This window comes from Nocardioides sp. (genome assembly GCF_047607365.1).
GTDB lineage: Bacteria > Actinomycetota > Actinomycetes > Propionibacteriales > Nocardioidaceae > Nocardioides.
In genome coordinates, this window is the sequence record NZ_JASGDD010000221.1 from 1 (window position 1) to 12,068 (window position 12,068).

At 74.1% G+C, this 12,068-nt stretch carries 8 protein-coding genes; 1 reads left to right on the forward strand and 7 read right to left on the reverse strand.

All coding sequences use genetic code 11. From position 1 onward, the window contains the following. From QM572_RS17220 to QM572_RS17245, 6 genes are all read right to left on the reverse strand, one after another. A partial coding sequence (locus tag QM572_RS17220; protein ID WP_415095202.1) for an iron chelate uptake ABC transporter family permease subunit occupies positions 1-253 on the reverse strand: 253 nt, incomplete at its 3' end. After that, entirely contained in the window at positions 253-1,284 is a 1,032-nt protein-coding gene (locus tag QM572_RS17225) for a FecCD family ABC transporter permease (RefSeq protein ID WP_415095203.1), read from the reverse strand. The genes QM572_RS17220 and QM572_RS17225, both read right to left, overlap by 1 nt. Next, entirely contained in the window at positions 1,277-2,182 is a 906-nt protein-coding gene (locus QM572_RS17230; RefSeq protein WP_415095204.1) for a hypothetical protein, read from the reverse strand. Before QM572_RS17230 ends, QM572_RS17225 begins: the two co-directional genes overlap by 8 nt. Further along, positions 2,179-4,389, reverse strand: a complete 2,211-nt coding sequence (locus QM572_RS17235; RefSeq protein WP_415095205.1) for a hypothetical protein — start codon at positions 4,387-4,389, stop codon at positions 2,179-2,181. The genes QM572_RS17230 and QM572_RS17235 overlap by 4 nt, the downstream gene beginning before the upstream one ends. Next, positions 4,386-5,393: an ABC transporter substrate-binding protein gene (locus QM572_RS17240; RefSeq protein ID WP_415095206.1), complete on the reverse strand. Its 1,008-nt coding sequence runs from the start codon at positions 5,391-5,393 to the stop codon at positions 4,386-4,388. Before QM572_RS17240 ends, QM572_RS17235 begins: the two co-directional genes overlap by 4 nt. Positions 5,394-5,474: 81 nt before the next feature. After that, the gene (locus QM572_RS17245) at positions 5,475-6,146 is read right to left on the reverse strand and encodes a FadR/GntR family transcriptional regulator (protein WP_415095207.1); all 672 of its coding nucleotides are present in this window, start codon (positions 6,144-6,146) and stop codon (positions 5,475-5,477) included. A gap of 108 nt (positions 6,147-6,254) precedes the next feature. Here QM572_RS17245 and QM572_RS17250 point away from each other — a divergent pair, with 108 nt between their 5' ends. Beyond that, a complete protein-coding gene (locus QM572_RS17250; protein ID WP_415095208.1) occupies positions 6,255-9,398 on the forward strand; it encodes a hypothetical protein in 3,144 nt (1,047 codons plus the stop codon). Positions 9,399-9,577: 179 nt separating this feature from the next. Here QM572_RS17250 and QM572_RS17255 read toward each other — a convergent pair. Beyond that, a partial coding sequence (locus QM572_RS17255) for an amino acid adenylation domain-containing protein (RefSeq protein ID WP_415095209.1) occupies positions 9,578-12,068 on the reverse strand: 2,491 nt, incomplete at its 5' end.

Sequence of the window (12,068 nt, forward strand, 5' to 3'; positions counted from 1 at the left end):
CGCCGAGCGCGGCGCCGACCGCCAGCGCCGCGACGACGCGCGGCGCGCGGAGCTCCCTGACGAAGTAGGCGGCGAGCGGGTCGTCGGCCGATCCGGTCAGCGCACGCCAGACCGCACCCGGACCGAGGCCGTAGTCGCCCACCATGAGCCCCACGACGGCCGCCACGAGGACGGCGAGCGCGAGCAGGACGAGGGCTGCCGCCGTACGTCGTCGGAAGCGGATCGACAGGCCGGCCAGGCGCAGCGTGACCATCACAGCGACGGCACCTTCCGCCGGCTGACGATCGCCAGGAAGACGGGGGCGCCGACGATGGCGGCCACCACCCCGGCCTGGACCTCCTGGGGCGCGACGACGACCCGCGCGAGCGTGTCGGTGAGCAGCAGCCAGGCTGCCCCGAGCACGACGCTGACGACGGCGATCCAGCGCTGGTCGTGGCCGACGAGGGCGCGGGCGAGGAGCGGCACCGCCAGGCCGACGAAGCCGATCGGCCCGACCGCGGCGCACGCGCCTCCGGCCAGCAGCACGGCGGCGACGAGGCCGAGGGTGCGGACCCGGGTGACGCTCACGCCGAGGGCGCGGGCGGTGTCGTCGCCGAGCGAGAGCGCGTTGAGCGCGGGGGCCAGGATGAGCGCGGCGACCGCGCCGATCCCGATCAGCGGACCGGTGATCGCGAGCTCGTGCCAGCCGCGGCCCTCGAGCGACCCGGCGACCCAGTAGCGGAACTCGTTGAACGCCTCCTGGTCGGCGAGGATGACGGTCTGGGTCAGCGCGGCGAGGGCGGCGCTGACGGCGACGCCGGCGAGGGCGACCCGGGCGGGGTTGTGTACGGCGGAGCGCGACCCGGACAGGGCCAGCACCCCGGCCGCCGCGATCCCGGCTCCGAGCAGCGCGAACCACACGTAGAACCCGATGCCGGTCGCACCGGTGAGCGCGACCGCGAGCACGACCGCCAGCGCGGCGCCGGCGTTGATGCCGAGGATGCCGGGATCGGCGAGCGGGTTGCGGGTGAGCGACTGGAGCACCGAGCCGGCGAGCGCGAGGGCGGCGCCGACGACGGTCGCGACGACGGTGCGCGGGACCCGCAGCCCGTGCAGGACGTCGGACTCGGTGGAGTGGTCGGGGTCGAGCAGCAGCCGCCACGTCTCCCCCACGCCGAGCCGGTGGGAGCCGAAGGTCAGGCTGGCCAGCAGCGCGAGGGCCAGGACGCCGAGGGCGGCGGCGAGCACGAGCAGCCGGCGCCCACCCCACCGAGACCCGGGTTCGCGCGGACCGAGGTCAGGCACGTCGGCGCTGCCGCGCGCGCAGGACGAGGGCCGCGGAGGCGAGGAGCATGACCAGCAGACCGCCCGAGCCGACCCACGGAACGCCGACTGGGGCCTCCCCTCCCGCCGACTGGGGGCTTGCCTCCGACTGAGTGGGGGCTGCGAGCGCCGCCTCCACGGCGGCCTCGATGGACGCCTTCTCCGACGGGTCCATGCCGCTGCCCCCCGTCGTCTGAGGAGAGGCCCCACTCGCGTCGTCGGAGGCCCCACTCGACTGAGGGGAGGCCCCACTCGGGGAAGGGGCGGGGACGACGAGCGTCCGTCCCGCGGCCAGCGCCGTGTCGCCGGTCGTGCTCGTGGCACCGGTCGTGGCGTCGGTCGTGGACGTCGTACTGCTGCCGGAGGAGGAGCCGCCGGCGACGATCGTGAAGTCGGCGCCCTTGCGGGTGGTCCACCCCTTCGTGCCGAGGTAGTTGCCGAACGCGTCGGTCATCTCCTTGCTGGCGAGGAAGCGCAGCCAGTGGGCACCGGGCTCGAGGTCGCCCGGGAGCACGAAGGAGCCCGACGCGGTGCCCTTCGAGGAGAGCCGCTGCTGATGGACGACGCAGGCGCCGTGGACGCCCTTGGCGGCACAGAAGTTGCCGTCGTCGATCTTGATGTAGACCACCTCGCCGGCGGGGTAGCCGCTCACGGTGAAGTGGATCGTCGAGCCGGCGGTCGTCGTGCGGGGGCTGACCGAGGCATTCGTCCCGGGCGTGTTGGCGCCGGCGCCGCCGTCGGGCACGGCGCGTGCGGGAGCGGCGCCGAGGACGGAGAGCGCCAGCAGCATCAGCAGGGCCGGGGCATGGCTCCTTGCTCGGAGGCGCCGGCCGGGGAAGGAGACGTGCCCTGGCATCAGGAGCGAGATCCGTCGCATCACGCGGCTCCCCTCATCAGGCGGGCGGCGCCCAGGGTGGTGGCGGTGCCCGCGAGCACGAGCGCGCCGAGCCCGAGCAGCCAGCCGTCGAGGTCGGAGACGAACGGCGCGTCGGCGGCGTCCCGGATGCGCGACTCTACGGGGGCGGCCGTGGCGGCTCCCGCGGTCGCCGCGGCGTCGCCCTGGGTCTCGGCCGCCTCGGAGTCGGCGTCGGCGTCGGAGGCGTTCCCGATCCGGACCGGCACCCAGCCGGCGAGCGCGCCGTCCTGGGCCTGGGCGGCGATCCGGAACGACGCGTCGCCGAGCGCGGCCAGGTCGACACGGACCCGGCGCTCGTCGTCGACGGTCACCCAGCCGGCCGGGATCACCCGGCCCTCGGCGTACACGGTGAGGAAGAGCGCCTGGGCCGGGGCGGCCTCCGGGAAGGTCAGCGTCACGACGGCGCCGTCCTGGGTGGCGGCGGCGGAGTGCTGGGAGAGCCGCCCGAGCGCCGCGTACGACGACGCCGGCCGTGCCGGGACGACGAGCGTGGCGACGGGCAGGCTGACCGCCGTCGCGCTGCCGGTCGCCGACGTCGGGGCGAGCACGGCGGGCCGCAGCGTGGTCCGGACCCAGCCGAGCAGCCGGCCCACCTCCCCCTCCTCCCCGGACTGGACGACGACGCGGAGGGTCCCGGTGGGCGCCTTCCTCGGGATGGCCACGGTGACGCCGTGACGGCTGTCCAGCCGGACCCAGCGGTCGGACCAGGGGTAGCGGGGCGAGCCGTCGCCGACGTACGCGGAGAGGAAGACCCACGTGCCGGCGGGGCTGCCGGGGACGACGACCCGCAGGCGGTGCGCGTTGAGTCGGGTCGCGGTGACGCCGTGCCGGCTGCTCGCGGTGAGGGCAGAGGCGGCGAGCGGGTCGGGGCTGCCGTTGGGCTGGTAGGTCCCGACGACGAAGTCGGCCGACAGCGAGCGGATCGGGTCGCCGGACTTGAGCGAGCCGGAGAGGAAGCGCAGCGTGTGGGCGCCGTTGGTCAGGGCCGGCGTGGAGGTCGCGGTGGTGCCGTCGGGCAACTCGATGGAGGCGGTGAAGCTGCCGGTCGCCGCGTCGGCGCGGACGATCGCCCAGATGGTGCGGTTGGTGTGGACCTTGTCGTCGAGGTGGCTGTACGCGCCGTCGTCGATCTTGACGCCGATCACCGAGCCGCCGGCGTTCGCGTTGCACCAGCCGGTGCCCCGCACCACGACGGTGCCCCCGAGCGGGACGGTGTGGGTGGCGACGGTGGCCGTCACGGCGCTCGAGGCGGGGGCGCAGGTGACGTCGGCGTCCTCGTCGGGCTGGGTCCAGGTGGTGCCGTCGATCGCGATGAGCGGGCTGACGAGGGAGCGCTGCACGTCGCCCGCGCCGAACTTGCCGCTCGCGAGGCGGACCGCGAGGTAGTCGCCCGCCGCCAGTCCCGCCGGGAGCTCGAGCTCGCGGTCGAAGCTGCCGTCGCTCTCGGCGGTGAAGAGCGCCCAGATCGTCGGGTCGGACTGCTGGATGTCGGTGGCGCGCTCGAACTGGGTGGACTCGCTCGCGTTGAGCTTGACCGCGATGGTCGACGGGCCTCCGCCGGAGGCGAGCCATCCGGTGCCCGCGACGCGGAGGGTGCCGCCGTCGGCGCCGGTGGTGGTGACCGAGCGCTGCACCCAGGCCTTCGCCGTGCCCGCGCTGAGCGGCGTGCCCCAGGTCGACGGGTCGTCGTCGGGGGTGTCGGCGGGGAGCACCTCGAAGGACGGGGTGGTCACGTTGCGGGCCTGGTCGCCGGTCTTCAGCGAGCCGGTGAGGATGGTGAAGGTGTGGCTGCCGGTGGCGAGCGCGGGCGAGGAGGTCGCGGTGGTGCCGTCGGGCATCTGCACGTCGGCGTCGATCGAGCCGTCGTCGGCGGCGTCGACCAGCGCCCACACGTCGGGCTTGCCCGCGACCACGGGGGTGTCGACCCGGTTGATCGCGCCGCCGCCGTCGAACTTGAGCGCGAGCCGCGACCCGCCGGAGCCGTCGCTCAGGCACCAGCCGGAGCCGGAGAGGTGGAGCGTGCCGCCCAGCTTGACCGACGCGGCGACGGTGATCGTGGGGTCGCCGGCACAGGTCGCGGCGGCGGCGGGCGAGGAGGTCGCGCCGAGCGCGCCGGCGAGCAGCGCCGGCAGCATCGCGAGGAGCGCGACCGGGATCCGAGCGCGTCTCATCCGAGCGCCTTCACCACGTCGGCGACCAGGCCCTGCATCAGCAGCGGTCCGCCCGTCGAGGTCCACAGCGATCCGTCGACGGGGATGACGTGGTCGTCCCTCACCGCCGTCAGCGAGGAGAAGCCGGGCACCTTCTCGGCCTCGGCCAGCGCCTTCTGCGCCGACGAGGCGTCGCTGGACCCGCCCGCGTCCGGGTTGTCCTGCGAGGAGCCGCCGAGGGTGCCGAAGAAGAGGTAGTCGGCGTCGATCTGGTCGAGGTTCTCCAGGCTCACCGGCTCGGAGTGGCCACGCCCGCGCCTGTCCTGGCCGGCCGGACGCGCCAGGCCGAGGTCCTCGAGCGCCATCCCGGCGGGCAGCTCCTTGAGGATCAGCGAGGCCGAGCCGCCCTGCCAGCGCACGATCGAGAACGTCTTCCCCGCGTACGCCGTCCCGAGCTGAGCCTTCGCAGCGGTGACCTTCGCGTCGTAGTCCGCGACGACCTTCGCGGCCTCGTCGGACCTGTTGAGCGCGTCCGCGACGAGGGTGAAGGTGGCGCGCCAGTCGCCGCCGGCGTACCCGGCGTAGAAGGTGGGGGCGATCTTGCGGAGGATCTCGATCGCGTCGGGGTTGTTGTTGATGCTCGTGCCGTCGACGAGGATCAGGTCGGGCCTGGCCTTGGCGATGGCCTCGTAGTTGGGGTTGGCGACGCCGCCGAGGATCGGGAGGTCGCCGGCCCGGTCGGCGAGGTAGTTCGGGACGGTGCTCTGGCCACGGCCGGTGATGGTGCCGACGAGGGGGGCGTCGAGCGCGAGCGCGCCGTCGAGGGTGGGCTCGCTGAGCGCGACGACGCGCTGCGGGTCGGCGGGCACCGTCATGGTGGCGCCCTCGACGTCGGTGACCTGACGGGTCGCTCCAGCGGACGCCTGGCCGGTGGCCGTCGCCTCCGTGCTCGAGCCGCACGCGCCGAGCGCGGCGGCGGTCATCAGGGTCAGGGCGCCCAGGACGGAGCGCAGCTGGGCAGACATGGGGAGCACCTATCCATCCGACAACGATTGCTTAGGTGAGGCGACCCTAACAGTTGTCAGATGATTGGCTGAACTCGCGCGTCAGCCCTCCGGCTGGGCCCGGACCCGGAGGTCGCGCGCGGCATGCGTAGCGGCGAGGGTCGCCGCCGCCTGGGCGTTGCCCGCGGCGATGGCGGCCAGGAGGGCCGCGTGGTCGCTCTGCCTGCCCTTCTCGTCCTCTCCCGGCTCGATCGCGCCGCGGCTGAGGCCGTCGCGGATCGCGGCGCCCAGGCCGGCGTAGAGCTCGGCGAGGAGCCGGTTGCCCGACAGCTCGACGAGCAGGGCGTGGAACTGGCCGGGCGCGCGCCCGCGCTCGGTCCCGGCCTCGTGGTCGAGGTCCGCCTGGTGCGCGGCGCGCAGCCGCTCCAGGGTCTCGGGGTCGGCCCGGTCGGCCGCCAGCTCGGCCGCCTGGACCTCGAGCGCCCGGCGGACGGCGAGGATGTCGGACCAGGTGTGCTCGGCGGCGAAGTCGGAGAGCACGTCGCGCACCGGGCTCAGCGAGCGGACGAAGGTCCCGCGCCCCGGCGCCGGCTCGAGCAGGCCCAGGTGGGCCAGGCTGCGGATCGCCTCGCGGATCGTGCTGCGCCCGACGCCGAGCTCGGCCGCCAGCTCGGCCTCGGTCGGGATCCGGCCGTTGACCGGCCACCGACCGGCGGTGATGTCGGCCTGCAGCCGTCGCACCGTCTCGCGTGCGCGGTCACTCCCCCAGGCCATGGCGGAGATTGTCCACCATCGCCCCGGGTTCGACACTTTGTCAGACCTAAGTTAGGGTCACCTCACCTTACTTAGGAGACTCTCAGGAGTCTTGACCACAGGAGTGTCATGAGCACCACCACCATCGTGAGGAGGGGCGGACGGACCGCCGCCGCCGTCCTCGCCTCGGCTCTGGGCCTCTCGGCCCTGGCCGCGAGTCCGGCCCACGCGGGCTCCGCCGTGTTCACCACCGGAGCGGACACCGGCGCAACCGCGACGATCAGCGACTACGTCTTCACCGGCAGCGCGATCCACATCGACGGGACCGGCTGGACCAAGTCGACCGGCGTCGGCTCCTGCATCTTCGTCAAGCTGGGCAGCGGCTCGGGGTCGACCGGAACCGCCCTGGCGACCAAGCAGACCACCTCCGCCGAGGGCACCGGCGCCTGCGCCGGCCAGAGCCCGTCCAGCGTGGACGCGTGGGCAGCGGTCCCGGCGGCCGCCGACGGCACCCTGTCGGCCGACATCCCCTTCCCGACCTCCACGAACAGCAACCCGGCTGTCACCGACAGCGACTGGGCTGCCGGCACGACCCACCACCTGCGGGTGCTGACCGGTCTCGACGGCAGCCCCGCGCGCTCGGCCTACCTCGACTTCACCGTGGCCGCACCCGCCACGACGCCCACCATCAACCAGCCGACCGTGACGGTCAGCGGGACCAGCGTGTACGCGAGCCTCACCGGCTCCGGCTTCCCGGGCGGCGAGAAGCTCACCGCCGACCTGGGCAGCACCGCGCTGACGTTCACCAGCGGCAGCGGCTCCTCGGCCGTGACCGCGAGCAGCTACACCGTCCCCGCGAGCGGCACCTTCTCCAGCGTCCGGCTCAACCTGCCGAGCGGCACGCGGGCCGGCACGTACGCCCCCGTCATCCACCGCAGCACCTCCGGCGCGGCCGACTACCCGCTCTCGCTCACGGTGAACCCGACCGTCGCGTGGAGCGCCGGCGTGAAGCCCGGCGCCACCGGCACCCTCACGCTGAGCAACCTCCCCAACGGCGCGACCGTCTCCTCGGTCAAGCTGGGTGACGCGACCGTCGCCAGCGGCCTCACCGCCAACGACTCCGGCGTGGCGACGGCGACCTACACCATCGCGTCCACGACCACGCCCGGCCAGGCCACGCTGACCATCGCGCAGGACGCGCCGGCCGCGATCGCCTACTCCGTCACCACGACCGTCTACCCCGACGAGACCATCTCGGGCACCGGCCGGTTCACCGTGGCCTCCGACGCCAACGACCCGGCGCTCTACCAGGGCCTCTACCAGTCGGCGTACAGCGAGACCGAGGACGCCCTCTTCGCGACGGCAGCCAGCGGCACCGGGACGAGCGAGGACGGCTACCTCTACAAGCTCGACCCGGACACCCTCGCGTTGATCAAGAGCGTGCACCCGAAGGACGTCACCGACGTGGACGGCGTGGCTGGTCGTCCGGTCTACGGCATCGGCGTCGACGACGTCAACGGCACCGTGTGGGTGACCAACACCCGCACCACCGGCGTCGCGGTCTACCGGGCCAGCGACCTCACCCTGCTCAAGCAGTACCCCGCGAGCACCATCACCCACCCGCGCGACGCGGTCTACGACCCGAAGACCAACGTCGTGTTCGTGAGCTCGGCCAGCGAGGGCGCGTCCGGAAACGGCTACATCTCGGTCTTCGAGGGCGGCGACAACGACGGCGACGGCACGCCCTACGAGAAGATCAAGGACGTCCAGACCGGTCCCCGCAGCACCTTCAACCCGGTGTCGCTCTCGCTGGACAACGGCACGCTGGTCTCCCCGAGCCTGTCGACCAACAAGGTCGCGGTGATCGACACCGCCACCGCCGCCACGTCGGCCGCCGCGGCGTCCGGCGAGCTCGACGCGTCGGTGAAGCTGATCGAGATCGGCGCCCACTCGACCGCGGGCAACGGCCGCGGCGCCTCCGGCATCGCGTACGACGACGAGGACCACCGGATCTTCGTCGCCAGCCAGAACGACAACGCCGTCTTCGTGGCCGACTCGATCACCGGCGAGCTGCTCAAGACCGTGCCGACCGGCCAGCAGGCGCTGAACGTCGCCTACGACTCGGTCCACAAGCTCGCCTACGTGACCAACTTCGGCGGCACCTCGGTGACCGTGCTCGACACCGACGGCACCAAGGTCGCGGCGCTGCCCATCACCCGGGCCAACCACGTCACGGTGACCAAGGAGGGCGTCGCCTACGTCGTCGACAAGAACTCGGCGAACAGCGCCAAGAACCGGGCCTGGAAGATCACGCCGCGGATCGAGACGATCAACGGCACCGACGTCCTCTACCCGACCGCCGCCGGCGCGACCGGCGCGGTGGCGACGACCCCGCTCAGCGTGAGCGTGGCCTACGGCGAGACCATCCACGTGTCCGGGACGAACTTCCGGGTGCAGGACGCGACGAGCGGCTCGACGCTCGCCGTGAAGCTCGACGGCGGCGCGGCCGAGCCCAAGAGCGGCAAGGCGACCAACCCGAGCAAGGACAACGCGGCCGTCAACGGCGTGTACGCCGTCGCCGCGGCCGACACCGAGGGCACCTGGTCGCTCGACCTGCCGTTCCCGTCGGCCGACAACGTCAACGACGCGTCGCTCGCCTGGGGTGTCGGCGACACCCACTACCTGCGCCTGCTCTCGGGCAGCCTCAAGACGGGTGACACGGTCCGCTCGATCGTCGTGAAGGTCACGGTCACCCCGCTGGCCCTCACCACCGGCACGCCGACCATCGGCGGCACCGCGAAGGTCGGCCAGACGCTGACCGCCGACCCGGGCACCTGGAGCGAGGGCACCGCCTTCGCCTACCAGTGGCAGCGTGACGGCGTCGACATCGCCGGCGCCACGTCGCCGACCTACACCGCCGTGGCCGACGACGCCACCAAGAGCCTCCAGGTGGCCGTGACCGGCACGCTGGAGAACCACGGGACCGAGACCGTGGTCTCGGCGCCCGTGACGGTGGCCGCCGCCGACGTCGTCGTGACGCCGACCCCGTCGACGCCCGCGCTGACTCCGGCGGAGCAGAAGGTGGTCAAGGCGGCTGCGGTGGTCACGAAGGACAACGCCACCATCAAGGCGCTGAAGGCCCAGATCAAGAAGGCCAAGGGCGCCAAGAAGGCCAAGCTCAAGAAGAAGCTGACCAAGGCCAAGGCGAAGCTGAAGAAGGACAAGAAGGCCCTCGCGAAGGCGAAGGCCGCGCTCGCGAAGTCCAAGAAGTAGCCCTTCTCGGCTCACCGAGCACGAAGGCCCCCACCCGATCGGGTGGGGGCCTTCCGCGTTCGCCCAGCGAGCGGGCGGTGCCGAGCCGGGCGGTGCCGAGCCGGGCGGTGCCGAGCCGGGCGGTCGCAACTGCTGGTGAACCGCGGGCGAGAGACCCAGCTGCGCCCGTTCGCCAGCAGTTACCGGGCGGGGGAGCCGGGCACGGCGAGCGAGTCGGGCATGGCTGCCCGGATGGCCGCGGCCACCTGCTCGACCACGGGCCGGCGGACGAGGTCGGCGTGCGCCGCGTCGAGGCGTACGACGTCGACCGGGTCCTCGGCGAGGGCGAGCCAGCCGTCGGGGTCGAGCCACGTCTCGGGACGGGGAGCGGTCGCGACGACCAGGGTGCACCTGCCGGGCAGGACCCCGGGCAGCGGCGTGCGGACCAGCCGGGCGGCCTCGAGCACCGACGCGACACAGCCGTCGACGACCTTCTCGGGCAGGGCGGCCAGGGCGCTGCCCGAGTCGCGGAGAGCGGCGGCGACGACGTCGCGCGTCAGCGGGACGTCGTCGGCGACGGTCGCCGCGCCGAGACGGAGCAGCCCGAGCAGGGCGTCCTCCTCGGTCGGCTCGGCGAGCGTGGCCCACTGGGCGGGCGGGTAGGCGTCGAGCAGCACCACCGCGCCGACCTCCTGGCCCGACGAGCGGGCGAGCGTCGCGACGGCGTGGGCGGCCATGCCGCCGAGCGACCAGCCGGCGACGTGGAACGGGCCCTCCCCCACGACCCGCCGGACGGTGGCGAGCTGGCGCTCGGCGAGCGCCGTGAGCGAGTCGACCGGCTCGGGCGAGCCGTCCTCGATGCCCGGCGCCTGGATCGCATGGACCGGCAGCTCGGAGGGCAGGTGGCGCAGCAGTCCGGTGTAGCACCAGCCGAGCCCGCCCGCCGGGGGAAGGAGCACGAGCGGCGCGACGCCCGGGGACCCGGGCCGCAGCGTGAGCACCTCGGCGAAGTCGCCGCCGCCACCGGCCCCCGACGCGATCAGGCGCACCAGCGCGGCCACCGTCGGGCCGGCGAAGACGTCGCCGAGCGACAGCTCGACCCCCCACTCCTCCTCGATCGCGGCGAGCAGGTGGAGCACCCGCAGGGAGTCGCCGCCGAGGTCGAAGAAGTCCGCGTCGACGGGCACCGCGGCGGATCCGGGCGGAGCGCCGAGCACCTCGCCGACGATCTGCGCGAGCCGCTGCTCGATCAGGGTCTCGGGCGGGCGTCCCTCGGCGGCCCTGGGCGGGTGCAGCCGGGCCAGCGTGCGCCGGTCGGCCTTGCCGCTCGACCCGACGGGGATCTCCTCGACCGCGATCAGGTGCGCCGGCACCCAGGCCGGCGGCAGCACGGCCGCGGCCGCCTCGCGCAGCGCCTCGGCGTCGACCGGCGCCTCTCCGCCGCGAGCGGCGAACCAGGCGACCAGCCGGTCCTCCACGACGCCGGCGACAACGCCGGCGACGCCCGGCACGGAGGCGAGCACCGACTCGATCTCCCCCAGCTCGATCCGCTGGCCGCGCACCTTGACCTGGTCGTCGGTGCGGCCGAGGTAGCGCAGCGCCCCGTCGGGCCGCCACGCGGCCAGGTCGCCGGTGCGATAGAGACGCCCGAGCTCGGTGCCGACGAAGCGCTCGGCCGTCAGGTCGGGCCGGCCGGCGTACCCCTCCGCGAGCTGGATGCCCCCGAGCCACAGCTCGCCGACCGCGCCGACCGGCACGGGACTGCCCGCCGGGTCCAGGACGAAGCAGGTGGTGTTCCAGACCGGCCGGCCGATCGGCACGACGGCGTCGTCGACCGACGTGTCCCACACCGTGACGTCGACGGCGGCCTCGGTCGGGCCGTAGAGGTTGGTCGGCGCCGCCCCGAGCCACTCGGCGCAGCCGCGCACGAGGTCGGGGGTGAGCGCCTCGCCCGAGGTGACGACGTGCCGCACGCCGCCGCCGGCGCGGACCCGCTCGCAGGCGACCCGGTCGGCGAGCAGCGCGCGCAGCATCGACGGCACGAAGTGGACGACGCTCACGCCGTCGAGCAGCGGCGCCAGCGCCCGCGGGTCGCGGTGCGCTCCCGGCGGCGCGATCTCGACGCACGCGCCGACCTGCAGCGGCCAGTAGAGCTCCCACACCGAGACGTCGAAGGAGATCGGCGTCTTGTGCAGGACGACGTCGCCGGGGGCGAGCGGGAGGTGGTGCTGCATCCACGCGAGCCGGTTGTCGATCGCCCGCGCGCCGACGAGCACGCCCTTCGGCCGTCCGGTGGAGCCGGAGGTGAAGAGGAGGTACGCCGGAGCGTCGGCGTCGTCGTGGACACCGCGGAGCACGGCGTCCCCGACCAGCGTCTCGGGATCGCTCACCACCAGCGCGGCCGAGGCGTCCTCGAGCATCATCGCGATCCGCTCCGGCGGCAGCTCGGGGTCGACCGGCAGGTAGACCGCGCCGAGGAGCGCGAGCGCGTGGACGGTCTCGTAGAGCCCGATGCTCCGCGCGAGCCGGACTCCGACGACGTCCCCGGGGGCGATCCCGCGGGCGGCGAGCCCGGCGGCGAGGCGGCGTGCCCGCTGCTCGAGCTCGCGATAGGTCCGCGTCTCGCCCTCGCAGCGCAGCGCGACCGCGTCGGGGTGCCTCGCGGCGGCGTCGGCGAAGCGCCGGCCGAGC

Bases quoted from the DNA above. Each gene is read 5' to 3' on its own strand.
- QM572_RS17235 (WP_415095205.1), bottom strand. From the start codon at position 4,389: ATGAGACGCGCTCGGATCCCGGTCGCGCTCCTCGCGATGCTGCCGGCG.
- QM572_RS17240 (WP_415095206.1), bottom strand. From the start codon at position 5,393: ATGTCTGCCCAGCTGCGCTCCGTCCTGGGCGCCCTGACCCTGATGACC.
- QM572_RS17245 (WP_415095207.1), bottom strand. From the start codon at position 6,146: ATGGCCTGGGGGAGTGACCGCGCACGCGAGACGGTGCGACGGCTGCAG.
- QM572_RS17250 (WP_415095208.1), top strand. From the start codon at position 6,255: ATGAGCACCACCACCATCGTGAGGAGGGGCGGACGGACCGCCGCCGCC.